Source organism: Escherichia sp. Lx600-2, from assembly GCF_036662595.1.
In the GTDB taxonomy this organism is placed as follows: domain Bacteria; phylum Pseudomonadota; class Gammaproteobacteria; order Enterobacterales; family Enterobacteriaceae; genus Escherichia; species Escherichia coli.
The window spans coordinates 1-24,893 of record NZ_JAYQWM010000016.1 but is presented as its reverse complement, the minus strand read 5'-3'; the positions used below and the strand labels follow the sequence as shown (position 1 = coordinate 24,893).

Sequence of the window (24,893 nt, the reverse complement as noted above, 5' to 3'; positions counted from 1 at the left end):
ACTACTGACGATTCGGGCAATGCAGGCGAGTCATCTCGCCTTCTCTGCCCCCGGGTGAAACTAGCGTAACGCTGATGCTGACACATCCCGCCTGCGATGTCTGCATTCGGTTGACCTGCCAGTTGGCAGGTGGCGAAATCGCGCGCAGTTGCGTTTGCTGCCAACCATGCCGCCAGAGCTGTTGGTACTGGTTTCTGCTGGCAAGACTGTTCATTAATGTTCGCTGGAAACCCGATAACGCAGTGACAATCACCACCATCAACACCATCGCCAACATTACCTCCGGCAGGCTAAAGCCTTGTTGATTCTTCAGGGAAGCTGACATAACGCCGCCCTCTTTCAGCGGACAAAAATCGCTCCAGCCGCATGGCGAAAAAACGATGTTTCCATTGATGACTTCGCCTGTTCGCCACAACGAAACGCCTTCATAACCGGCAATCAATAAGGCTTCATTATCTGCCAGTAAACGCAAACAAACCCGGGCATCGGTTCCAGCGTACTGCGAGCACTGAACTGCTGGCTGCGTCTGCCAGGAGTGCATTTTTCCCCACGCCAGCGCCGACTGAACGATGGCCTGGCGGCGCAATGACTGACTTTCCATGCTCACGCGAGAGGCAAAACTGCGATCCTGTTGGCTCATTCCTTGTAATAGCAAGCTACCCAAAACCAGCAGCATCAGGACCAGAGCCAGTGACGAAACACCCTTTTCGCGGTTCACAGGTTGAATCCTGTCACGCTATAGCTGGCATTCACCACGGTTTGCGGTTCAGACTTACTGGCAGCACGCATATTAACCGTCAACACCGGCGAGAAGCCGCTGACATCCTGACGTACGACCTGAAAAGTGTCGATAATGATGGCATCCGGATTAGTGACTTTATCCCAGCCCTTACCTTCACAGGATGTCGCACCGCGTAGCGTTTCCAGCACATGCTCCTTCAGACGAAATCCAATCTGGTCGGACTCTTTTACCGGTTCGCGATCCCAGATACCGTTACTGTTCGCATCCCACTGCACAATGATACAGTCACCCTGTCCGACAATTTCCAGCCCTTCGCCGGTACAGCTGCCATGACAATAACCCGCCCTCTGGAGATGCTTCGCGACGGTAAATACCCGCAGCCAGATTTCATCTTCCAGCGCCAGCTTACGGGTGCCCGTTAAACTTTCACGCTGTAACGCAGGCAGAAAGCGTGCCGCTCCCAGCAACAATACGCTACTGATCGCCATAGCAATCAACACTTCCAGCAGAGAAAAACCTTGCTCTTTTACAGGCATCCTTCTGTTTCTCCTTGCTGACAAAGCCGGAGTCTTCCCCACGGCGAAACCACCAGCCACCACTCGCCCGTTGAGTTTTTGAAGCGAATATGCCCGGCCCATGCGGTACTGCGCAGGCCAAAGAAAGCAAGCGAAGGTGTCAGGTCGCTCATTTCGACTTCGGGCCAGCGTGGCACAAAGACCAATGGTGAACTGCCATGACAGGTATTCGCCCCAGCAACGGAACTCACAAGGCACCATAACGTCCCCTCCCTGATAACACTGATACTGTGGTCGCGGTTATGCCAGTTGGCATCTTCACGTAAATAGAGCAAATAGTCCCGCGCCTGGCTGGCGGTTTGCCATAGCCGTTGCGACTGCTGCCAGTATTGCCAGCCATAGAGTCCACTTGCACTTAGCATGACCAAAATCAGCATCGCGACCAGCGTTTCAATCAGCGTATAACCACGTTGTGTTTTCATGCCGGCAGTATGGAGCAAGGAGAAAAAAAGACGAGGGCCAGTTTCTATTTCTTCGGCGCATCTTCCGGACTATTTACGCCGTTGCAGGACGTTGCAAAATTTCGGGAAGGTGTCTCGAAGAATTTAATGGAGGGTAAAAAAAACCGACGCACACTGGCGTCGGCTCTGGCAGGATGTTTCGTAATTAGATAGCCACCGGCGCTTTAATGCCCGGATGTGGATCGTAGCCTTCAATCTCAAAATCTTCGAAACGGTAGTCGAAGATGGATTCGGGTTTACGTTTGATAATCAACTTCGGCAGCGGACGCGGTTCGCGGCTTAATTGCAGATGAGTTTGATCCATATGATTGCTGTACAGGTGCGTGTCGCCCCCCGTCCAGACAAAATCGCCCACTTCCAGATCGCACTGCTGCGCCATCATATGCACCAGTAACGCGTAGCTGGCAATGTTAAACGGCAGGCCGAGGAAGACGTCACAGGAGCGCTGATAAAGCTGACAAGAGAGTTTGCCGTCTGCCACATAGAACTGGAAGAATGCATGGCACGGTGCCAGCGCCATTTTATCCAGTTCGCCTACGTTCCACGCTGAAACAATAATGCGGCGCGAATCCGGGTCGTTTTTCAGCTGGTTCAGTACCGTAGTGATCTGGTCAATATGACGACCATCCGGCGTTGGCCAGGCGCGCCACTGTTTACCATACACTGGCCCGAGGTCGCCGTTTTCATCGGCCCATTCGTCCCAGATGGTGACATTGTTTTCGTGTAGATAAGCAATGTTAGTGTCGCCCTGCAAAAACCACAGCAGTTCATGGATGATGGAACGCAGGTGGCAACGTTTAGTTGTCACCAGCGGGAATCCATCCTGCAGGTTAAAACGCATCTGATGACCAAAAATGGAAAGCGTTCCGGTTCCGGTACGGTCGTTTTTCTGTGTGCCTTCGTCGAGCACTTTTTGCATCAGTTCTAAATACTGTTTCATGGTTCCTCAGGAAACGTGTTGCTGTGGGCTGCGACGATATGCCCAGACCATCATGATCACACCCGCGACAATCATCGGGATGGAAAGAATTTGCCCCATGCTGATGTACTGCACCCAGGCACCGGTAAACTGCGCGTCGGGCTGGCGGAAAAACTCAACAATGATGCGAAACGCGCCGTAGCCAATCAGGAACAAGCCTGAGACAGCTCCCATTGGGCGCGGTTTACGAATATACAGGTTGAGGATAATAAACAGCACCACACCTTCCAGCAGCAGCTCGTAAAGCTGTGATGGGTGGCGCGGCAGCACACCGTAAGTGTCGAAAATGGATTGCCACTGCGGGTTGGTTTGCAGCAGCAAAATATCTTCTGTACGGGAGCCAGGGAACAGCATGGCAAACGGGAAGTTCGGGTCAACGCGGCCCCACAATTCACCGTTAATAAAGTTGCCCAGACGCCCGGCACCAAGACCAAACGGAATGAGCGGTGCGATAAAATCAGAGACCTGGAAGAAGGAACGTTTAGTACGGCGGGCGAAGATAATCATCACCACGATAACGCCAATCAGGCCGCCGTGGAAGGACATGCCGCCGTCCCAGACACGGAACAGATACAGCGGATCGGCCATAAACTGCGGGAAATTGTAGAACAGAACATAACCAATACGTCCCCCGAGGAAGACGCCGAGGAAGCCCGCATAGAGTAAGTTTTCAACTTCATTTTTGGTCCAGCCGCTGCCCGGACGATTCGCCCGACGTGTTGCCAGCCACATTGCAAAAATGAAACCCACCAGATACATCAGGCCGTACCAGTGAAGCGCCACGGGTCCTATTGAGAAAATGACCGGATCAAACTCCGGAAAATGCAGATAGCTACTGGTCATCTGTCACCACAAGTTCTTGTTATTTCGCTGAAAGAGAACAGCGATTGAAATGCGCGCCGCAGGTTTCAGGCGCTCCAAAGGTGCGAATAATAGCACAAGGGGACCTGGCTGGTTGCCGGATACCGTTAAAAGATATGTATATGATCCGCGCTATAACCCTCCGCGAATCAGCCCGCCCATGCCGCGACGCTCCATAAAGGCTGCAACCTGATGGCGAACTTCGGTCGCCAGTTGCGCTTCCAGACTACGCTGCGCAAGATTTTCTGCTTCGGCAAAATCAATGCGCCGCAGCAGGTATTTTACGCGCGCTACAGAACGTCCGTTCATAGACAGATGGCGATACCCAAGCCCAATGAGGATTGCCACGCACATGGGATCGCCCGCCATTTCACCGCACAAACGGAGATCGATTCCATGTATTTCCGCTTCCCGGGCGATCATCGCCAGAGCTCGTAACATTGCAGGATGAAGACTGTCATAAATGTTCGCCACCCGGGTATTGTTACGATCAACGGCCAGGATGTATTGAGTCAGATCGTTGGTGCCAACAGAGATAAAATCGACCCGCTTTGCCAGATGCGGCAGCATAAATACCATTGACGGTACTTCCAGCATGATGCCGATACGTGGTTTGGGAATTTCGTAACCGATCATCTCCTCGACTTCACGTCCGGCACGTTCAATCAGGCGGCGAGCTTCGTCAACTTCATCGAGGCTTGTGACCATCGGCAACAGAATATTCAGGTTGCCCGTAGCGGCGTTAGCACGCAGCATCGCCCGCACCTGGATCAAGAAGATCTCCGGCTGATCGAGCGTAATGCGAATCCCACGCCAACCCAGGCATGGATTCTCTTCGCTGATCGGCATGTAAGGCAGCTGCTTATCTGCTCCGACATCCAGCGTACGCAAGGTGACGGGTTTATCATTGAACATTTGCAGCATCCCCTGATACTGCGCCACCTGTTCTTCTTCCGACGGAAAACCACTTTGCAGCATGAATGGGATTTCAGTGCGATAAAGACCGATGCCATCAATACGGCTGCCCAGTTTTTCTTCATGTTCCGGGCTTAAACCAGCATTGAGCATGACTTTTATACGCTCACCGCTTTTTAACTGCGCGGGTAAATTGACGTCATCTTCCGCCAGACGGCTAAGCTCAATCTCTTCACTAATTAGCCGCTGATATTCTTGCAGCAGTACCGGCTCCGGATCGACCAGCAATTCACCGCGATAGCCATCAACGATCAGCGTCCTACGATGCAGCACCGAAGGCTGAATATCCGCGCCCATCACGGTAGGGATCCCCAGCGCACGTACCATGATCGCAGCATGGGAGTTGGCTGCGCCATCTCGCACGACAACACCGACTAAGCGATCCTGGGGCAGCTCAGCAAGAGTTGTCGCTGACAGTTCATCTGCCACCAGAATGAAACGTTCCGGCCAGGCGTTCGGCCCTTGATTAGCGTCATCAAGATGAAACAGCAATCGCTGACCCAGCGCACGTAAATCGCCAGCCCGCTCTTTGAGATAGTTATCGCTTAGCGCGGCAAACTGTTCGGCAAATTTTTCAATGACCGTTTTTACCGCCCACTCTGCCACCGAGCCTTTATCAACCTCGGCAAACAATTCGCGACGCAGCCGGGTGTCCGAAAGCAGGTGCGAGTAAAGATCGAAAATAGCCGCCGTTTCTTTTTGTGCACCGGCGGCAAAGCGTTTGCTGTAGCGGCGAAACTCGTTTGCCGCTTCTTCCAGCGCCCCGGTCAGTCGTTCGCGTTCCAGAGCCGGATCCAGCGTTGATGCCTGATACACCTGTTCCATTAAAGGTAACGTGGCATCCTGCCAGCCTTCGGCAATCGCCACACCAGGTGCTGCCGGTAATGCGCGGATTCGCGTCTGGCGATATTGCCCAAACAAGGCAGTCAACTGCGACTGAGAAAGAATCGCAGCCATCTGGGTGGCAAGCGTCACCAGGAAGGATTCTTCACTTTCGTCATACTGGCGCAACTCTCGTTGCTGTACCACCAGTACACCAAGCAACTGGCGACGTTGAATAATTGGTACGCCTAAAAACGCGCGGAAACGTTCTTCTTTTACGGAGGGGATGTATTTGAAGCTGGGGTGCTTTTGCGCATCTGCAAGGTTTATCGGTTCCGCCAGCCTGCCAACCAGGCCGACGATCCCTTCATCAAACGCGAGCGTTACAGTGCGACCGCGTGGTTTTTTCAGCCCCCGGGTCGCCATCAGGTAGTAACAACGTCGATCATGATCGGCCAGGTAGACCGAACAGACCTCGGTATCCATCGCAAGACAGATGTCGGTAACCAGAATATTTAACGCCTCATTCAGGCGTGGTGCGCTGGCTACCTTTTCGACTATTTCGCGCAGGCGAGTGAGCATAATTGGCGTGACTTAACCTCTTTTACGTCGATAAGCAGATGCGTTTTGTGGTTTTGGCGTATTTTCCTGCAGTGACATCACCACACTCGCGAACTCTTTCATTACCCTACGGTAGACATCACGTTTAAATGACACCACCTGTCTGACCGGATACCAGTAACTTACCCATCGCCAGCCGTCAAACTCTGGTGTACTGCTGGTTTGCATATTGATTTCTGCATCGCCGCTCACCAGCTGCAAGAGAAACCATTTTTGTTTTTGGCCGATACAAACCGGCTTCGTGTCCCAACGCACCAAACGTTTCGGTAATTTGTAGCGCAACCAGTTACGCGTTGAAGCAAGGATTCGAACGTCTTTGCGGCTTAATCCTACTTCTTCAAACAATTCACGGTACATCGCCTGCTCTGCGGATTCTCCGGGGTTAATTCCGCCTTGCGGAAATTGCCAGGAGTGCTGACCAAATCGCCGGGCCCACATTACCTGCCCCTGGCGATTACAAATCACGATACCTACGTTTGGGCGGTAGCCATCGTCATCAATCACCGGACTACCTCAATATAAAGCTTTATATACGAATGATTGTTTCATACTCCAGGAAGACGGTAAACCACTCTCTGCAGGGCATTACACACTAATAACAATTGAATAACTCACAGTTATGTGCAGAGTTATAAACAGAGGAAGGGGTGGATAGCCGTTTTTATTCACCTTTTCTGTGGATAGAGTTGTGAAGAACTACGGAATTACTACGGGAAAACCCGGAGCATTCTGAATAAGCCCGATATAGACATTTTAAAATATTCATTATCAGTCAATGCATTACATGTAATTTAAGTAATAAAAAAGAGTAATTCGTGACCCAGGTCACACCTCTCATTTACGGGTTGGCGAAAGATCAACCAATGCGGTATTTATCCACAGAATGTGCCACTAAGTTAAGCACTGAACCACTAAAAACTGGAGTTTCGTCGCACGTCAAGGCTGTAAATGGAAACAGTAGTGGAGGTTTTTCACAGTTATCCCAGCTTTCTGTGGATAACATAGTGTAAGATCCTGTTTATTTTCAGTGACCAGATTTGGAAAACCCGTTGCAGTGTTGCGCAACTCGATTACCGGCAACCTAAAAAGCAATATAAATCAGAGAATTGAACAACGCATGTGGAAAAAGTTACACTGCGAATATTCGGCACATAATTGCTGTTTGTTTTTTAACCAAGGTATCATGACATGTCCCAACCTCGCCCACTGCTCTCTCCTCCCGAAACTGAAGAACAGTTGTTAGCGCAAGCACAGCAACTTTCTGGTTATACATTGGGAGAACTGGCGGCACTTGCCGGGCTGGTTACGCCAGAGAATTTAAAACGCGATAAGGGCTGGATTGGCGTGTTACTGGAGATCTGGCTAGGTGCCAGCGCAGGGAGTAAACCTGAGCAAGATTTTGCTGCTCTGGGCGTGGAACTTAAAACTATCCCTGTGGATAGTCTTGGTCGTCCGCTGGAAACAACATTCGTTTGTGTTGCCCCGTTAACGGGCAATAGCGGGGTGACCTGGGAAACCAGCCACGTGCGCCACAAACTCAAACGCGTACTGTGGATACCGGTTGAAGGCGAGCGCAGCATCCCGCTGGCGCAGCGTCGCGTTGGATCACCGTTGCTGTGGAGCCCGAATGAAGAGGAAGACCGGCAGCTACGCGAAGACTGGGAAGAATTAATGGATATGATTGTTCTCGGTCAGGTTGAGCGGATTACCGCTCGTCACGGGGAGTATTTACAGATACGACCGAAAGCAGCGAATGCGAAAGCGCTTACCGAAGCCATTGGTGCCCGGGGCGAACGGATTCTGACGCTGCCGCGCGGCTTTTATTTGAAGAAAAATTTCACCAGTGCGCTGCTGGCCCGTCATTTTCTGATCCAGTAGCCATCGCTTTGACCTGCCGCTTTCCGGGCATATAATTACCGCTTCATTTTTTTGGCAGGGCTTTTTAGATGTTATTTGCATGGATAACCGATCCTAACGCCTGGCTTGCGCTCGGTACGCTGACGCTGCTGGAGATCGTTCTTGGGATCGACAATATTATTTTCCTTTCTCTGGTGGTGGCAAAGCTTCCCACAGCACAACGTGCTCATGCGCGCCGTCTGGGGTTGGCGGGAGCCATGGTTATGCGTCTGGCGCTGCTGGCATCAATCGCCTGGGTTACGCGCCTGACAAATCCGCTTTTTACAATATTCAGTCAGGAAATTTCTGCCCGTGACTTGATTCTGCTTCTGGGTGGCTTGTTCCTTATCTGGAAAGCCAGCAAGGAAATCCACGAATCCATTGAAGGTGAAGAAGAAGGGCTGAAAACACGCGTTTCATCATTCCTCGGCGCTATCGTGCAGATTATGCTGCTGGATATTATCTTCAGCCTCGACTCGGTGATTACCGCTGTGGGTCTGTCAGATCACCTGTTTATTATGATGGCCGCCGTGGTGATTGCCGTAGGCGTGATGATGTTCGCCGCGCGCTCGATTGGTGATTTTGTCGAACGCCATCCTTCGGTAAAAATGCTGGCGCTCTCTTTCCTGATTCTGGTGGGCTTTACCCTGATTCTGGAAAGTTTCGACATCCACGTACCGAAAGGTTACATCTACTTCGCGATGTTCTTCTCTATTGCGGTTGAAAGCCTCAACCTGATTCGCAACAAAAAGAATCCGCTCTGATACTCCGTACGCTCTCCTGCGGGAGGGCGTACTCACTCCTGTTACCCTCACAGTTTAAGATTTTCCTGCTTTCAAGATATATAACGTCGGTTTATAAACAGACTATTATCATAGGTGGGCCAAATGAGGATAACCGGATGAAAAAATGGGCAGTAATAATTTCTGCAGTCGGACTGGCGTTTGCTGTTTCCGGGTGTTCCAGTGATTACGTCATGGCGACCAAAGATGGCCGTATGATTTTGACCGATGGAAAACCTGAAATTGATGATGATACCGGGCTGGTGAGTTATCACGATCAGCAAGGTAACGCGATGCAAATTAACCGTGATGATGTTTCGCAAATAATTGAACGTTAACAAATAAGGTCAGCATCCGGCTGGCCTTAAGATTTTTCTCTTTCCCTTTTCCCTTCCCTCTGCCATTTTTATATTCCTTATGTCGTGATTATAAAAAGGAAACGGCTATGCAATATCACCGTATACCCCACAGTTCGCTGGAAGTCAGCACGCTGGGGCTTGGCACGATGACGTTTGGTGAACAGAACAGCGAAGCCGACGCCCACGCACAACTCGACTATGCCGTCGCTCAGGGCATTAACCTTATCGACGTTGCCGAAATGTACCCAGTACCTCCGCGCCCCGAAACGCAAGGGTTAACCGAAACCTACGTCGGCAACTGGCTGGCGAAACATGGCAGCCGCGAAAAGTTAATTATCGCCTCCAAAGTGAGCGGACCGTCGCGCAATAATGACAAGGGCATCCGCCCGGATCAGGCGCTGGATCGGAAGAATATCCGCGAAGCGCTGCATGACAGCCTCAAGCGTCTGCAGACTGATTACCTCGATCTTTATCAGGTGCACTGGCCGCAGCGCCCAACCAACTGCTTCGGCAAACTCGGTTATAGCTGGACAGATTCTGCGCCTGCGGTTTCGCTGCTGGATACGCTGGACGCACTGGCAGAGTACCAACGAGCGGGAAAAATTCGTTATATCGGCGTGTCGAACGAAACTGCATTTGGCGTAATGCGCTACCTGCATCTGGCGGACAAACACGATCTGCCGCGTATTGTCACCATTCAGAACCCCTACAGTCTGTTAAACCGCAGTTTTGAAGTAGGTCTGGCAGAAGTCAGCCAGTATGAAGGGGTCGAACTGCTGGCCTATTCGTGCCTAGGTTTCGGCACGCTGACCGGGAAATATCTCAACGGTGCAAAACCCGCTGGCGCACGTAATACGCTCTTTAGTCGGTTCACCCGCTATAGCGGTGAGCAAACGCAAAAAGCCGTCGCGGCGTATGTTGATATTGCCAGACGTCATGGACTGGATCCTGCTCAGATGGCGCTCGCTTTTGTACGCCGTCAACCGTTTGTTGCCAGCACTCTGCTGGGCGCAACCACGATGGAGCAGCTGAAAACTAACGTCGAAAGTTTGCATCTGGAGTTGAGCGAAGAAGTTTTAGCTGAAATTGAAGCGGTGCATCAGGTTTATACTTATCCTGCACCATAAGATTAACGCCGGTTAAAACCGGCGTTAAATATTAATGACGGCGCTGCCAGATCCACAGCGCCGTTATTGCCAGCGCAAATAGCGCACCGAAGCCAATGCCAATGGGCACGACTGGGATGCCTACCATTACCGCCAGCGAGTAAATGCCCAGCATCAACAACATGGCGCTGTTTTCGCCAAGGTTTTGTACTGCAATCGCATTCCCCGCCCCGACGCTTTTTTTACCCCGCTCCTGTAGCAACGCATTGAGCGGTACTACAAAAAAGCCCCCCAGCACGCCAATCAGCATCAATAAGGCATAGGCTGGCAACAGCTCGTGTTGCAGGGAGAAAATCAGTACCACCACGCCAATCAAAATCCCGGCTGGCATACAGCGTGACACGGTTTCCAGCGTAACCAGCTTCGCTGCCGCACCTGCGCCAACCACGATACCAATCGCTACCATCGCGTTGAGATAGGTCGGCGTAGCGTTATCGGTAATGCCCAGCGCCACCGGTACCCACAGCACCAACAGGAAACGCAGCGTGACACCCGCTCCCCAGAATAAACTGGTGCCCACCAGCGAAAAACGCGTTTCACCATTGCGCCATAGCGAGGTGCAGGCATTCAGGAAACTGCGGGTCATGCTGATGAGATTCCAGGACTGCCCCGGACGCGCCGCCGCCAGTTTGGGAATGTAGATATTGGCAACGACCGCACCACCGTAGGCCAGTGCGCATGCGGCCAGGGCGACCAGGACATGCCAGTCAGCCAGCACACCACCGGCTACGGAACCGAGCAAAATCGCCGCTATGGTAGAAGCTTCCATTAAACCGTTAGCTTTTACTAACTTACTACCCGTGGTTAATTCGCCGAGAATACCGTATTTCGCCGGTGAATAGGCTGCAGCACCAACACCCACCAGCGTATAGCCGAGAAACGGATTGATACCAAAGCAGATACTGGCTGCGCCCAGCAGCTTCAGGCCGTTGGCAAACATCATCACCCGGCCTTTGGCGAAGCTATCCGCCACCTGCCCGACAAACGGCGCAAAAAGAATGTAAGCACCTACAAACACCATTTGCAGGATGGGCTGGCTCCACTCCGGATAGAACTGCGCTTTCAGTAACGCCAGAGTGGCAAACAGTAGCGCGTTATCGCCAAACGCAGAGAGAAACTGCGCCACGATAACCGCTTTCATCCCCTTCGACCACAACGAAGTGTTAGTGTGCACTGACTCACTCATCGTGTTGTTCCGCTTCGTCTACCCAGCTTTTCAACGTGACAAAGTCAGGTTTACCGCTGCCAAGTAATGGCATCTGTTTCAGATAGCGAATATCGCGCGGTACAGCAAGCTCCGGCACGCCGTGCTCGCGGGCATACTGTTGCAACTTATCGCGCGTCAGTTCGTTATCTGTGGTGAAAAGCACCAGTGCCTCGCCTTTGCTGGCATCGCTCTTAATCGCAGTGGCATGGACTTTATCTGGCGAAACACCAAGTGCCAGTTGTTCCACCATTTCCAGCGACACCATTTCGCCTGCAATTTTGGCAAAGCGTTTTGCGCGGCCCTGAATCTGCACAAAGCCCTGCTCGTCAAAACGCACGATATCGCCAGTGTCGTACCAGCCGCGCTCCATTTCGCCGCGAACATTCTCGGCGGTGGGCACTTCCAGTACACCTGGCTTCTCCACCCGCAGATAGCCGTTCATTATGTTCGGCCCTTTCAGTTGCAGGCGTCCGCCCTCGTCGATACCAGGGACCGACAACAGGCGCGCATCCATACCTGGTAGAATACGCCCTACCGTACCGGGTTTCGCCGCCATCGGTACGTTGATAGAAACGACAGGCGCGCACTCGGTTACACCATAGCCTTCAAGGATGCGCAGGCCAAATTTATCCTGCCAAAGCTGTTTGGTACTTTCTTGTAGTTTTTCTGCGCCTGCCACCACATAGCGTAGACGATAGAAATCATACGGGTTGGCGAAACGCGCGTAGTGACCGAGGAAAGTGGAGGTACCGAACAACACGGTGCAACTGCGGTCATACACCAACTCCGGCACAATGCGGTAATGCAGCGGGCTTGGATAAAGGAACACTTCTGCACCTGTGAGCAGTGGCGTAAACAGGCCTACCGTCAGCCCAAAGGAGTGAAACAGCGGTAACGCCGACATAAAGCGATCGTTGGTGGTGAAGTCGGCAATCGTTTTAATCTGCTCGACATTCGCCAGAATGCTTTTATGGCTATGGACGACGCCTTTCGGATGGCCTTCAGAACCGGAGGTAAAAAGGATCAGCGCCTCTTCTTCCGGCTGCTGTTTTACCTGTGCCAGACGCGGCATCAGCAAATGAGCGAAGATCCATACTTTGTCGGCAGTGGTGACATCTGCTTTTAAATCTTCCAGATAGACCCAGCACACCTGAGTAAGTTGCTCCGGCAGATGCCAGAGTTTGCCTTTATCGAGAAACTGGCGGGAAGTGAAGATGGTTTTGATTTCAGCCGCCGTAATAGCACTGGTCAGCCCTTTTACCCCGGCAGTGTAGTTCATCATTGCGGGAATGCGGCGACGGGCGATGGCCCCAAAAATCACTGCCGCACTGATGCCTGCATTGGGCAGCATTAAGCCGATGCGTTCGCCTTCAACACTGTATTTTTCAAGGATGCGTCCAACAAACAGCGTTTTCGTAAGCAATTTGCGATAGGAGTCTGGGGTAAAGTTGACGTCTTCGACACATTTCTTCCCGGCTCCGAAGCGGTACATTGCACTCAGTAAAGATTCGTACAGCGTTTCACGCGGGCGCACCGCCATTCGCGCTTCCATCATTATTTGATGCAGCATTTCGCCAGCGATTTTGCGACGGTCACGGGCACGCGGCGCATCCGGCATCTCCACCTGCGTTGGTGGCAAAATATGCAGAGTAATTTGCGGGAACAAGCGACGTTTAACCAGACCTTTCAGGCGGCTGAAGTGCGTAAGTTCCGCCCCTTCAATACGCACAGGAATAACCGTTGCACCAGACTTCGCCGCGACAAAACCCGCGCCATCGTAGATTTTCATCAGCGAGCCTGTGGTGGTGATGCGTCCTTCAGGGAAAATCACCACTGGTCGGCCCTGTTCCACCAGACGTACCAGATGTTTAATCGCCATAGGTTGCGTCGGGTCGAGAGGAACAAAGTCGATAAATGATTTCAGCCAACGCATATACCACTGTTGGCTTATTGAGGTGTAAACGGCAAATACCGGACGTACGGGTAAAAACAATGCCAGCAGTATGCCATCAATAAAAGAGACGTGATTAGGCGTGATTAGAACGCGCTCGCCCTTCAGTGCCTGGGTGTCACCCGTAACGCGAACGCGATACAAAACACGGCACAAATTTCGAAAAAAGCTAAAAAGCATTCCAACTCCCTTTGCTCTGATTCAGTAAAAGCGAATGGAGGGAGATTACACGAGATAAAGAACGCGAGCGACAGTAAATTAGGTGCGAAAAAAAACCTGCGCATCCGCGCAGGTTGGTGCAAGAGACAGGGTACGAAGAGCGTACCGAATAATCTCACCAATCAATACCTCTGGGATCTTGATTGTGGTCTGCACGACGACTCTTCGCCAGCGAGAAAACGCAAAGGAATGAAGGGAAATGCAACGAGGTGTGTAAATTGTCGGTTACTGTTACAGTTTGATGACCGGCAAAAAAAAACCTGCGCATCTGCGCAGGCTGGTGTAATTCATGTGCTCAACCCGAAGTTGACTTCACCTATCAATACCTCTGGGATCACCACTTTAGCAACCTGAAGCCAAACGCCACCAGCGGTCAATCGCAACAGCGTTTCGCAAAGTGTAACCAAAGGTTTGCAATCTCTTTTTTTGTCTTACTTATTTGCGTTTGGCTCACATTCCCACGATGAAAACACGCCGCCCCTTGAACCAACGGGCGTTTTCCGTAACACTGAAAGAATGTAAGCGTTTACCCACTAAGGTATTTTCATGGCGACCATAAAGGATGTAGCCCGACTGGCAGGCGTTTCAGTCGCCACCGTTTCCCGCGTCATTAATAATTCACCCAAAGCCAGCGAAGCGTCCCGGCTGGCTGTGCATAGTGCAATGGAGTCTCTTAGCTATCACCCGAACGCCAACGCCCGTGCGCTGGCGCAGCAGACCACTGAAACGGTCGGTCTGGTCGTTGGTGATGTTTCCGATCCGTTTTTCGGTGCAATGGTGAAAGCGGTCGAACAGGTGGCTTATCACACCGGTAATTTCTTATTGATTGGCAACGGTTACCACAACGAACAAAAAGAGCGTCAGGCTATTGAGCAACTGATCCGCCATCGCTGTGCTGCGTTGGTCGTCCATGCCAAAATGATCCCAGATGCTGATTTAGCCTCATTAATGAAACAAATGCCCGGTATGGTGCTGATCAACCGTATCCTGCCTGGCTTTGAAAACCGTTGTATTGCTCTGGACGATCGTTACGGTGCCTGGCTGGCAACGCGTCATTTAATTCAGCAAGGTCATACCCGCATTGGTTATCTGTGCTCTAACCACTCTATTTCTGACGCCGAAGATCGTCTGCAAGGGTATTACGATGCCCTTGCTGAAAGTGGTATTCCGGCCAATGACCGGCTCGTGACATTTGGCGAACCAGACGAAAGCGGCGGCGAACAGGCAATGACCGAGCTTTTGGGACGAGGAAGAAATTTCACTGCGGTAGCCTGTTATAACGATTCAATGGCGGCGGGTGCGATGGGCGTGCTCAATGATAATGGTATTGATGTACCAGGTGAGATTTCGTTAATTGGCTTTGATGATGTGCTGGTGTCACGCTATGTGCGACCGCGCCTGACTACCGTGCGTTATCCAATCGTGACGATGGCGACCCAGGCTGCCGAACTGGCTTTGGCGCTGGCGGATAATCGCCCTCTCCCGGAAATTACTAATGTATTTAGTCCGACGCTGGTACGTCGCCATTCAGTGTCAACTCCGTCGCTGGAGGCCAGTCATCATGCAACCAGCGACTAACCGCAGTTAAAGCAATTCCAGCGCCAGTAATTCTTCGATGGTCTGGCGACGGCGAATCAACCGCGCCTGACCATTATCAAACAGAACTTCTGGTAACAGCGGACGGCTGTTGTAGTTGGATGACATTGATGCGCCATATGCCCCTGTATCATGCAGTACCAGATAATCACCCGCCTTCACTTCCGGCAAGGCGCGGGTTTCAACATTTCCCCCTTCCTGCTGGGTAAAGACATCGCCCGATTCACATAACGGCCCGGCGACGACGGTTTCCACCGTTGGCGCGTGTTCCAGAGAACGACCATCAGCTGCCAGGGCACTGATATGGTGGTAACTACCGTACATTGCCGGGCGCATCAGATCGTTGAACCCGGCATCAACCAGCACAAAGTGGCGGCTACCCATTTGTTTGACGCTCCGCACCTGAGTAATTAACACGCCAGACTGCGCTACCAGAAAGCGACCCGGTTCAATTTCCAGTTTCACAGGGTGGCCCAAATGGCTGGCGATTTGCTCACGCGCGGCATTCCACAGACCATAATAATGCTCGGTATCAACCGCCTCTTCACCCTGTTGATAAGGAATAGAAAGCCCACCGCCTGCAGAAATAGCCTGTAAATCCTGACCGAATTCGATGACCTGACGTACCATAGCACCACACACCTGTTCCAGATGGGCATAATCAACGCCAGAACCAATGTGCATGTGAATGCCGACCAGCTGCAGATGATGACGTTGTATCACGTCCAGTGCGGCGGGCAGATCGGTGTACCAGATACCGTGCTTGCTGTTTTCGCCACCGGTATTGGTTTTTTGGCTATGTCCGTGACCAAACCCCGGGTTAACGCGCAGCCATACCCGATGCCCTGGCGAAACCTGGCCCAGTTGGTCGAGCATATCAACAGAACCCGCATTCACCGGAATTTGCAATTCACTGACGCGTTCAAGCGTCGCCTGATCGATAACATCTGCCGTAAAAACAATATCATCGGGGTGCGTTTGCGGATTGTAACCCGCCGCCAACGCACGCTCTATTTCGCCTAACGAGACGGAATCCACTTTCACGCCCTGCTCACGCATTAAGCGCAAAATATGAATATTGGAACAGGCTTTCTGTGCAAAGCGCACCACATCAAACTGTTTCAGCGCTGCAATCTGCCCACGAATAATTTGCGCATCGTAGACCCACACCGGGCAGCCAAATTCTGCGGGCAAACGCAGCAGATTTTCGGCGGTGAGATCGGTATCGGTGCTGAACAGTGAATGTGGCATAGCAAACTCCAGATAAGTGCTTTTTTTTATGATTACGCCACATCATAAAAAGAATAAAAAATATCGATTTATGTCGAGTCTATGCAAAAATGATATGGATTACCGGATTGCGAGAGAGCGCTAATGGCCGCCGTTAACTTACGTCATATTGAAATTTTTCATGCGGTAATGACCGCCGGAAGCCTGACTGAGGCAGCACAACTGCTACACACCTCACAGCCAACCGTCAGCCGCGAACTGGCGCGCTTTGAGAAGGTGATCGGGCTGAAATTGTTTGAGCGCGTACGTGGACGATTACATCCTACCGTGCAAGGACTGCGTCTGTTTGAAGAAGTGCAACGATCCTGGTACGGACTGGATCGCATTGTCAGCGCCGCAGAAAGTCTGCGCGAGTTTCGCCAGGGAGAACTGTCTATTGCCTGCCTGCCGGTCTTTTCGCAATCTTTTTTACCGCAGCTCCTGCAACCCTTTCTGGCACGTTATCCCGATGTCAGCTTAAATATCGTGCCCCAGGAATCACCGCTACTTGAAGAGTGGCTCTCGGCCCAGCGTCATGATTTAGGACTCACTGAGACACTCCATACGCCTGCGGGAACAGAACGTACCGAATTACTCTCTTTAGATGAAGTGTGTGTGTTACCTCCGGGTCATCCGCTGGCGATAAAAAAGGTATTAACGCCGGATGATTTTCAGGGTGAGAACTACATCAGCCTTTCCCGTACTGACAGCTATCGCCAGTTGCTGGATCAGCTATTTACTGAACATCAGGTTAAACGACGCATGATCGTAGAAACCCACAGCGCCGCGTCAGTCTGCGCAATGGTACGGGCGGGGGTAGGTGTTTCGGTGGTTAACCCGCTCACCGCACTGGATTATGCGGTAAGCGGTTTAGTGGTGCGGCGGTTCAGTATTGCGGTTCCGTTCACCGTCAGCCTGATCCGCCCCCTGCACCGCCCGTCATCAGCGCTGGTGCAGGCGTTTAGTGAGCATTTACAAGCAGGATTACCGAAACTGGTCACTTCTCTTGACGCTATTTTGTCGTCAGCTACGACAGCATAAAAGCGACAGCATCCTCGGCATGGATCGCCACAGTATCAAACACAGGCAAAACACTGCGCTTTTCTGGCACCAGTAAACCAATTTCTGTGCAGCCCAAAATGACGCCCTGTGCGCCCTGTTCTGCAAGGCGAGCAATCACTTGCGCATAATAAGCGCGTGACGCTTCGGTAAATTGCCCCAGACACAGTTCTTCAAAAATAATCTGATTAATCTTCGCCCGTTCATCCGCTTCAGGAATAAGACAATTGATGGAAAATTGTTCCGTCAGCCGCCCGCGATAAAAATCCTGTTCCATGGTGTAACGCGTACCCAGCAGCGCCACACGAGTCATTCCGGCCCCGGTAATTGCACGTCCGGTGGCATCCGCAATGTGTAAGAAAGGCAGAGAGCAACGAGACTCTATAGCATCCGCCACTTTGTGCATCGTATTGGTACATAACACAATGCCTTCTGCGCCCGCCCGCTGTAAGCCAAGCGCCGCCTCAGCCAGAATATCCCCGGTTTTGTCCCACTCACCGCGACGCTGGCACTCTTCTATTTCATGAAAATCGACGCTATGTAGCAGCACTTGCGCAGAGTGAAGCCCACCAAGCCGCTGTTTAATGCCTTCATTTATCAAACGATAGTAAGGAATAGTGGATTCCCAGCTCATTCCTCCCAGCAAACCAATTGTTTTCATTCCTCTCTCCTGATGTGTGTTACCGCAACAAGGCTGAATAAGGAACGAGACAAACGCCTCAACGGCCAGGTGCCCAATCTCTATTAACGAAAAAAGGGCCGGATGTACAGCACATCCGGCCCGTGAAATCAGACGCCGATATTTCTCAACTTCTCGCCTGCCATCAGTTTGCGTTCGATATGTTCCAGGGTGACATTTTTGGTTTCCGGAATGAGCCAGAAAGTGATGCACACAAACGCAATGTTCAGCGCAGTGTAGAGCCAGAACGTACCGGCAGCGCCAATGCTGTCGAGCAGCGTCAGGAAGGTCGCGCCGATAATCATATTCGACACCCAGTTCGTGGTGGTCGAACAGGTAATACCGAAATCGCGGCATTTCAGCGGCTGAATTTCAGAGCACAGGATCCACACCACTGGCGCGGCGCTCATCGCATAACCGGCAATACACATCATCGTCATGCCAACAGAGAGCCAGGACAAGCCACTGGAAGCCGTACCGTTATCAAACTGCATCAGGCAATAGCCCAGCACCAGAGTGCCTAACGCCATCACGCTGAAACCAATTTTCAGAGCCGGTTTACGACCTGCTTTATCTACCGTAAAGACCGCAATGAAGGTCGCGAACATAAAGGTCAGTCCCACGACCAGAGTCGCAATCATCTGTTGTTCTGTGGTCGTAAAGCCCGCCATTTTGAAGATACGCGGCGCGTAGTACATGATGATGTTCATACCGGTAAACTGCTGCATCGCCTGCAACAACATACTGAGAAACACAGCACGACGGACGTTACGGTTGATCTTAAACAGTGCCCAACCGCCCTGTTTTAACTTCAGGCTTTCACGAATTTCGTTGAGTTCTTCTCGCGCTTTTTCCGACGTATCGCGCAGCATACGCAACACTTCTTCCGCCTCAATATGACGCCCCTTTTCCGCTAGCCAGCGCGGGCTATTTGGCAGGAAGACCACCAGAATAATCAGCAGGACTGCTGGTAAAGCAAGAACCCCCAACATTGCGCGCCAGTTACCGCTATAACTGAACGCTGTATCGGATAAAAACGCCAGCACGATGCCGAGTGTGACCATCAACTGGTACATACTGATCATCTTACCGCGAACGTTTTCACTTGCCATTTCAGAAAGATACAGAGGAGCGGTGTAAGACGCGATCCCGACAGCAATGCCCAGCACCACACGAGCGGCGATTAACATCTCTACGCTGGTCGCAAAAGCGGACCCTATAGAACCGAGTACAAACAGGATGGCCCCCGCCATCAGGCTGTATTTACGCCCCAGGCGGAACGACAGCCAACCATTAAACAGCGCACCAATTGCTGCACCGAGCATCATGCTACTAACCACCCATTCCTGCAAACGACTGGTCAGCACAAAGTGATCGGTAATGAACGGCAACGCTCCGGCGATTACGCCGATATCAAGACCAAATAACAATCCTGCGACCGCAGCAGCTACCGAAACAAACATATTCATACGCCGCGTATCCCGCAAAGAACGTGGCGTTAAAGCAGATTCCGTATTGATAGTAACCATTTTTTCCTGCCAGCAGAGAGTAAGACATAGTGAAAAAATACGTGAACAACTCACACAGGTGTCAGGTCGGAAACAGCATAAATATGGATTAAATTGCTACGACATGTCGTTATGTGATGGATATTCCAATTTTCAAATTAAGTTGAATTATTGAGATTATTATTAACCACCTAATTTTACAGCAGATAAAATTCATAAAGTTCATTAATTGATAATTGATATGGATTATTTCATAACCATGATATGGATTATGATGATCTACAGATATAAAAAACCCTGCCATGCGGCAGGGTCATAAAAGTAAGAAGAATGAATTAACGCGCCAGCCAACCGCCATCCACGGCAATGGTATAACCATTCACATAATCTGAAGCGCTGGAGGCAAGGAACACTACCGGCCCCATCAGGTCACTCGGCAGTCCCCAACGGCCAGCTGGAATGCGGTCGAGGATTTCCGCGCTACGTTGTTCATCTGCCCGTAGTTGTTGAGTATTGTTGGTCGCCATGTAACCCGGGGCTATCGCATTAACATTAATGTTGTGTTTAGCCCATTCGTTCGCCATCAATCGCGTCACGCCCATAACACCGCTTTTTGATGCGGTATAAGAAGGCACACGGATCCCGCCCTGGAAGGAGAGCATTGACGCGATATTGATAATCTTGCCGCCATTGCCTTGCGCGATAAAGTGTTTCGCCGCTGCCTGAGACATGAAGAATACGCTCTTGATATTCAGGTTCATGACATCGTCCCAGTCTTTTTCGCTGAACTCGAGAGCATCTTCGCGGCGAATCAATCCGGCGTTATTCACCAGGATATCAATATGACCAAACTCAGCTACCGCGCGATCCAGCAGTGCTGGAATACCATCAATCTTTCGCAGATCGGCGGTCAGGCTTAAAAAACGACGCCCCAGCGCCGTGACCTGCTTGATGGTTTCAGTCGGTTCAACGATGTTAATGCCAACAATGTCACAGCCCGCTTGCGCCAGCCCCAACGCCATCCCCTGGCCCAGTCCAGTATCACAACCAGTGACGACCGCAACTTTACCTTCGAGAGAAAATGCACTTAAAATCATAACAATACCTTATTCGTTTATGCCCACAACTAGCGCAAATCTTTAACGGCCACATGGTCCATATCATCAAAGACCTGGTTTTCACCGACCATGCCCCAGATAAAGGTATAAGCTTTGGTTCCGACGCCGGAATGGATCGACCAGCTCGGGGAGATCACCGCCTGCTCGTTATGCATCACAATGTGACGCGTTTCTTGCGGCTGCCCCATCATGTGGAAAACGCAGGCGTCATCATCCATATTGAAATAGAAATAAACTTCCATCCGGCGCTCGTGAGTGTGACACGGCATGGTGTTCCACAAGTTACCTGGAGCCAGCTCCGTCAGCCCCATACTCAATTGGCAGGTTTCCAGCACATCCGGGACAAAATATTTGTTAATCGTGCGACGGTTACTGGTGAGGTTATCGCCTAACGTGACTGGAGATACTTCGTCCGGTGTGACTTTTTTGGTGGGATACGTCGTATGCGCGGGTGCGCAATTGTAATAAAACTTTGCCGGAGTGGCGGTATCAATACTGGCAAAGACAACTTCTTTTGCACCTTTACCCACATACAGGGCGTCGCGGTGACCGATTTCATAGCATTGACCATCGACAGTAATCGTACCGGCACCGCCAATATTGATAACACCTAACTCGCGACGTTCAAGGAAATAGCTTACGCCGAGTTGTTTACCAACTTCCCCGCCAACGGAAACCGTTTTAGTTACCGGCATAATGCCGCCAACAATAATACGGTCAATGTGGCTGTAAACCATGGTGTACTCATCGGCGACAAATACCTTTTCAACCAAAAATTCATTGCGCAGCCCCTGGGTATCCAGTGTTTTTGCGTGCGCACTGTGGATGCTCTGTCTTACGTCCACATCAACCTCCGATAATCAGTGAAGCGTGAAAATAGAAAACGATAGTGAAACACTGTTTCGTTTTCTCTATAAGGGGATGATATGCCCATGGGATAGGGTTTTCAATTAAAAATAAAACAATGTTTCATTTTTAAGTTAAGGATTAAAAAAAGTGCAGTGTCGATCACGAATATGTCATGAGAATAGAAAAATCAGGGAGTCCTGAAAAGGTATGTCGACTCACCAGCCATCATTATTCAACAGATTAATGACGGCAGATATTTATCGGTAAGGAGGAAATGCAGAGCTACTCGTCACGTTCAATGGTCAATGCTACGCCCTGGCCCCCGCCGATACAAAGCGTTGCCAGTCCTTTGCGGGCATTACGTTTCACCATTTCATGAACCAGAGAAACCAGGATTCGGCAACCGGAAGCGCCTATCGGGTGACCGAGTGCGATCGCGCCACCATTGACATTGACCCGACGCTCATCCCATTCAAGCATCTTGCCAACCGAAAGCGCCTGTGCAGCAAACGCTTCATTAGCCTCGATAAGATCGACATCAGCCAACTGCCAGCCCACACGCTCCAGGCAACGGCGGGTCGCATACACCGGCGCAATTCCCATCAATGCTGGATCTACACCAACGCTGGCAAATGCGCGGATGCGGGCCAGCACGGGTAAATTCAACGCTCGTGCTTTGGCTTCGCTCATCATCATTACCGCAGCTGCGCCATCGTTTATGGATGATGCATTACCCGCTGTCACAGAACCGAGACTATCAAATGAAGGATTTAAACGGGCTAAGCCTTCTGCACTGGCGTCAGTGCGTGGCTGTTCATCGGTATCAATAACCAACGTCTGACCATTACTTTGGGTCATTACCGGGACGATCTCATCTTTAAATCGTCCGGCGTCAATCGCCGCTCGCGCTTTTTGTTGCGAGCTAAGTGCGTAAGCATCCTGCAACTGACGGCTGATGCCATATTCGCGAGCCAGATTTTCGGCGGTGACACCAATATGATAATCATTGAAGGCATCCCACAACCCATCATGCACCAGACTGTCAACCAACTGGCTATTGCCAAGCTGTGCACCGGTGCGGCTATCAGTCAGAACATGTGGTGCGCGGCTCATGTTTTCCTGGCCACCGGCGATGACAATATCAGCCTCGCCACACTGTATCGCCTGAGTAGCCAGATGCAGTGCCTTAAGCCCGGAACCGCAAACGTCATTAATCGTGATTGCAGAAACGCTATTAGGAAGACCACCTTTAATAGCCGATTGCCTTGCCGGATTCTGCCCTGCCCCTGCAGTCAACACCTGACCAAGAATTACTTCATCCACCGCATATGCAGGAACGCCGGTACGTTCTATTAACGCTTTCACGACCAGACTACCAAGTTCCACGGCGGAATGACCCGCTAACGCACCACGAAAGCAGCCGATAGGTGTCCGTAACGCCCCGACAATCACAACGTCTTTCATCACAACCTCGCACCAATTAACAGTGCAATAGTAAATGATTGTTAATTACAGTTATCTTAATTGTTTAAAAAAAGTGATTTTTATCACAAAGGAAATATGCCTGAGCAGCAGTCAGAGACATAACTGGCACGTAATGTTTGCAACCACTAACCCACCAATAGAGGGGTAGATAGGGCGTTAATCTCCCATACTTAACCTGGTTTATGGTAAATTGCCCTCTATTTTGTTTAATTTGTAGATGATACGTTCAGATAATGTCTAATATTTGGTCAAAAGAAGAAACTCTGTGGAGTTTCGCGCTCTACGGCACAGCCGTTGGTGCAGGCACGCTCTTCCTTCCTATTCAGTTAGGTTCGGCAGGGGCAGTGGTCCTGTTTATTACTGCTCTGGTCGCCTGGCCTTTAACATATTGGCCACATAAAGCCTTATGCCAGTTCATCCTCTCATCGAAAACATCAGCAGGTGAAGGGATAACGGGCGCAGTAACACACTACTATGGCAAGAAGATTGGTAATCTGATTACCACGCTGTACTTCATCGCCTTTTTTGTCGTCGTGTTGATATACGCAGTGGCAATTACCAACTCACTTACAGAACAGCTGGCAAAGCATATGGTGATTGATCTTCGCATCCGTATGTTGGTGAGTCTGGGTGTTGTATTAATCCTGAATCTCATTTTTCTGATGGGACGTCATGCCACTATTCGGGTAATGGGATTTTTGGTATTCCCATTGATTGCCTATTTCTTATTTCTTTCCATTTACCTTGTCGGTAGTTGGCAACCTGATCTATTAACAACCCAGGTAGAGTTCAATCAGAATACCCTTCACCAGATATGGATATCGATTCCCGTGATGGTTTTCGCCTTTAGCCATACGCCCATTATTTCTACGTTTGCCATAGACAGACGTGAAAAATATGGCGAACACGCTATGGATAAATGCAAAAAAATTATGAAAGTCGCTTATCTCATCATCTGCATAAGTGTACTGTTCTTTGTCTTTAGCTGCCTGCTTTCTATTCCACCTTCGTATATTGAAGCGGCTAAAGAAGAAGGGGTCACCATTTTATCGGCGCTTTCTATGCTGCCGAACGCCCCAGCATGGTTGTCAATTTCCGGGATTATTGTCGCAGTAGTTGCCATGTCGAAATCATTCCTGGGTACGTACTTTGGCGTTATTGAAGGTGCCACAGAGGTCGTCAAAACAACACTACAGCAGGTTGGTATAAAGAAAAGTCGTGCATTTAACCGCGCACTATCAATTATGTTGGTATCGCTGATTACCTTCATTGTTTGTTGCATTAACCCGAACGCGATTTCGATGATTTATGCGATCAGCGGCCCGCTCATTGCCATGATACTTTTCATCATGCCTACGCTATCAACATATCTCATCCCGGCGCTTAAACCCTGGCGTTCCATCGGAAATCTGATTACGCTGATCGTGGGTATCCTGTGCGTATCGGTAATGTTCTTTAGCTAATATCCATTGTGAATGGTTCAAAATTGCTACAATTTTGAACCATTCCATTTTTCATAATGTTCATTTGTTATTATTCCGCCCTATCACTTCTCTCGTCATATCCTAGAATTATCAGTTAGTTAAACACACAAAGAGATCTGAACATCTTAAATAAGACTATTTAAGATGCATAACTTGGTAATGACTCCAACTTATTGATAGTGTTTTATGTTCAGATAATGCCCGATGACTTTGTCATGCAGCTCCACCGA

At 50.6% G+C, this 24,893-nt stretch carries 24 protein-coding genes and 1 pseudogene; 7 read left to right on the top strand and 18 right to left on the bottom strand.

Annotation, left to right across the window (positions count from 1 at the left end; translation table 11 throughout):
• Position 1: 1 nt before the first annotated feature.
• The 9 genes and pseudogenes from OQV04_RS08370 to ygdT all read right to left on the bottom strand — a co-directional run bounded on the left by OQV04_RS08370 (position 2) and on the right by ygdT (position 7,039).
• Complete coding sequence (locus OQV04_RS08370) at positions 2-325, bottom strand: prepilin-type N-terminal cleavage/methylation domain-containing protein (protein ID WP_032222473.1); 324 nt, start codon at positions 323-325, stop codon at positions 2-4.
• Positions 310-718 (bottom strand): annotated as a pseudogene (locus OQV04_RS08365) (DUF2509 family protein). The gene OQV04_RS08370 and the pseudogene OQV04_RS08365 overlap by 16 nt, the downstream one beginning before the upstream one ends.
• Positions 715-1,278: a prepilin peptidase-dependent protein gene (locus OQV04_RS08360; protein ID WP_001144298.1), complete on the bottom strand. Its 564-nt coding sequence runs from the start codon at positions 1,276-1,278 to the stop codon at positions 715-717. Before OQV04_RS08360 ends, OQV04_RS08365 begins: the two are co-directional and overlap by 4 nt.
• On the bottom strand, positions 1,269-1,739 hold the full coding sequence (locus OQV04_RS08355) for a prepilin peptidase-dependent protein (RefSeq protein ID WP_247806659.1): 471 nt from the start codon (positions 1,737-1,739) through the stop codon (positions 1,269-1,271). Before OQV04_RS08355 ends, OQV04_RS08360 begins: the two co-directional genes overlap by 10 nt.
• A gap of 184 nt (positions 1,740-1,923) precedes the next feature.
• Positions 1,924-2,718 carry a thymidylate synthase gene (gene thyA / locus OQV04_RS08350; RefSeq protein ID WP_000816232.1) on the bottom strand — a complete coding sequence of 265 codons (795 nt, stop codon included), beginning with the start codon at positions 2,716-2,718 and terminating at the stop codon, positions 1,924-1,926.
• Between the two features lie 6 nt (positions 2,719-2,724).
• Positions 2,725-3,600 carry a prolipoprotein diacylglyceryl transferase gene (gene lgt / locus OQV04_RS08345; protein WP_000204658.1) on the bottom strand — a complete coding sequence of 292 codons (876 nt, stop codon included), beginning with the start codon at positions 3,598-3,600 and terminating at the stop codon, positions 2,725-2,727.
• Positions 3,601-3,750: 150 nt separating this feature from the next.
• Entirely contained in the window at positions 3,751-5,997 is a 2,247-nt protein-coding gene (ptsP, locus tag OQV04_RS08340) for a phosphoenolpyruvate--protein phosphotransferase (RefSeq protein ID WP_000957911.1), read from the bottom strand.
• A 12-nt stretch (positions 5,998-6,009) separates the two neighbouring features.
• Entirely contained in the window at positions 6,010-6,540 is a 531-nt protein-coding gene (gene rppH, locus OQV04_RS08335; protein ID WP_000564489.1) for an RNA pyrophosphohydrolase, read from the bottom strand.
• A 352-nt stretch (positions 6,541-6,892) separates the two neighbouring features.
• Entirely contained in the window at positions 6,893-7,039 is a 147-nt protein-coding gene (gene ygdT, locus OQV04_RS08330; protein WP_001305801.1) for a protein YgdT, read from the bottom strand.
• 185 nt (positions 7,040-7,224) lie between these two features.
• On the opposite strand from ygdT, the gene mutH reads away from it, so the two are divergent.
• The 4 genes from mutH (at position 7,225) to OQV04_RS08310 (ending at position 10,200) form a co-directional block, all read left to right on the top strand.
• Complete coding sequence (gene mutH, locus OQV04_RS08325; protein WP_000082188.1) at positions 7,225-7,914, top strand: DNA mismatch repair endonuclease MutH; 690 nt, start codon at positions 7,225-7,227, stop codon at positions 7,912-7,914.
• A 68-nt stretch (positions 7,915-7,982) separates the two neighbouring features.
• The gene (locus OQV04_RS08320) at positions 7,983-8,696 is read left to right on the top strand and encodes a TerC family protein (protein ID WP_000895624.1); all 714 of its coding nucleotides are present in this window, start codon (positions 7,983-7,985) and stop codon (positions 8,694-8,696) included.
• 137 nt (positions 8,697-8,833) lie between these two features.
• On the top strand, positions 8,834-9,052 hold the full coding sequence (gene ygdR, locus OQV04_RS08315) for a lipoprotein YgdR (RefSeq protein ID WP_000758655.1): 219 nt from the start codon (positions 8,834-8,836) through the stop codon (positions 9,050-9,052).
• Between the two features lie 107 nt (positions 9,053-9,159).
• Complete coding sequence (locus tag OQV04_RS08310) at positions 9,160-10,200, top strand: NADP(H)-dependent aldo-keto reductase (RefSeq protein WP_032281530.1); 1,041 nt, start codon at positions 9,160-9,162, stop codon at positions 10,198-10,200.
• Between the two features lie 31 nt (positions 10,201-10,231).
• On the opposite strand, the gene lplT is transcribed toward OQV04_RS08310, so the two are convergent.
• Both lplT and aas read right to left on the bottom strand, forming a co-directional pair.
• A complete protein-coding gene (gene lplT / locus OQV04_RS08305; RefSeq protein ID WP_000004624.1) occupies positions 10,232-11,425 on the bottom strand; it encodes a lysophospholipid transporter LplT in 1,194 nt (397 codons plus the stop codon).
• Positions 11,418-13,577, bottom strand: a complete 2,160-nt coding sequence (gene aas / locus OQV04_RS08300; RefSeq protein WP_032281531.1) for a bifunctional acyl-ACP--phospholipid O-acyltransferase/long-chain-fatty-acid--ACP ligase — start codon at positions 13,575-13,577, stop codon at positions 11,418-11,420. Before aas ends, lplT begins: the two co-directional genes overlap by 8 nt.
• Positions 13,578-14,162: 585 nt before the next feature.
• Here aas and galR point away from each other — a divergent pair.
• A complete protein-coding gene (gene galR, locus OQV04_RS08295) occupies positions 14,163-15,194 on the top strand; it encodes an HTH-type transcriptional regulator GalR (RefSeq protein WP_000201064.1) in 1,032 nt (343 codons plus the stop codon).
• Between the two features lie 6 nt (positions 15,195-15,200).
• On the opposite strand, the gene lysA is transcribed toward galR, so the two are convergent.
• Positions 15,201-16,463 carry a diaminopimelate decarboxylase gene (lysA, locus tag OQV04_RS08290; protein ID WP_032281532.1) on the bottom strand — a complete coding sequence of 421 codons (1,263 nt, stop codon included), beginning with the start codon at positions 16,461-16,463 and terminating at the stop codon, positions 15,201-15,203.
• Positions 16,464-16,586: 123 nt separating this feature from the next.
• Here lysA and lysR point away from each other — a divergent pair, with 123 nt between their 5' ends.
• Positions 16,587-17,522, top strand: a complete 936-nt coding sequence (gene lysR, locus OQV04_RS08285; RefSeq protein WP_032281533.1) for a DNA-binding transcriptional regulator LysR — start codon at positions 16,587-16,589, stop codon at positions 17,520-17,522.
• Here the strand turns inward: lysR and ygeA are convergent.
• The 5 genes from ygeA to OQV04_RS08260 form a co-directional block, all read right to left on the bottom strand.
• Positions 17,509-18,201 (bottom strand): amino acid racemase, encoded by a 693-nt coding sequence (ygeA, locus tag OQV04_RS08280; protein ID WP_274446650.1) that lies wholly within the window; start codon positions 18,199-18,201, stop codon positions 17,509-17,511. The genes lysR and ygeA overlap by 14 nt on opposite strands.
• 128 nt (positions 18,202-18,329) lie before the next feature.
• Positions 18,330-19,748 (bottom strand): arabinose-proton symporter AraE, encoded by a 1,419-nt coding sequence (gene araE, locus OQV04_RS08275; protein WP_332641684.1) that lies wholly within the window; start codon positions 19,746-19,748, stop codon positions 18,330-18,332.
• Positions 19,749-20,062: 314 nt separating this feature from the next.
• On the bottom strand, positions 20,063-20,824 hold the full coding sequence (gene kduD, locus OQV04_RS08270; RefSeq protein ID WP_000603518.1) for a 2-dehydro-3-deoxy-D-gluconate 5-dehydrogenase KduD: 762 nt from the start codon (positions 20,822-20,824) through the stop codon (positions 20,063-20,065).
• Positions 20,825-20,853: 29 nt separating this feature from the next.
• The gene (gene kduI, locus OQV04_RS08265) at positions 20,854-21,690 is read right to left on the bottom strand and encodes a 5-dehydro-4-deoxy-D-glucuronate isomerase (RefSeq protein ID WP_000383248.1); all 837 of its coding nucleotides are present in this window, start codon (positions 21,688-21,690) and stop codon (positions 20,854-20,856) included.
• Between the two features lie 286 nt (positions 21,691-21,976).
• A complete protein-coding gene (locus OQV04_RS08260; RefSeq protein ID WP_000656026.1) occupies positions 21,977-23,158 on the bottom strand; it encodes an acetyl-CoA C-acetyltransferase in 1,182 nt (393 codons plus the stop codon).
• 254 nt (positions 23,159-23,412) lie between these two features.
• Here OQV04_RS08260 and OQV04_RS08255 point away from each other — a divergent pair, with 254 nt between their 5' ends.
• Positions 23,413-24,642, top strand: coding sequence for an amino acid permease (locus tag OQV04_RS08255; protein WP_000065946.1), 1,230 nt, complete (start codon positions 23,413-23,415; stop codon positions 24,640-24,642).
• A gap of 191 nt (positions 24,643-24,833) precedes the next feature.
• Here the strand turns inward: OQV04_RS08255 and OQV04_RS25025 are convergent.
• A partial coding sequence (locus OQV04_RS25025; RefSeq protein WP_071528444.1) for an IS1 family transposase occupies positions 24,834-24,893 on the bottom strand: 60 nt, incomplete at its 5' end.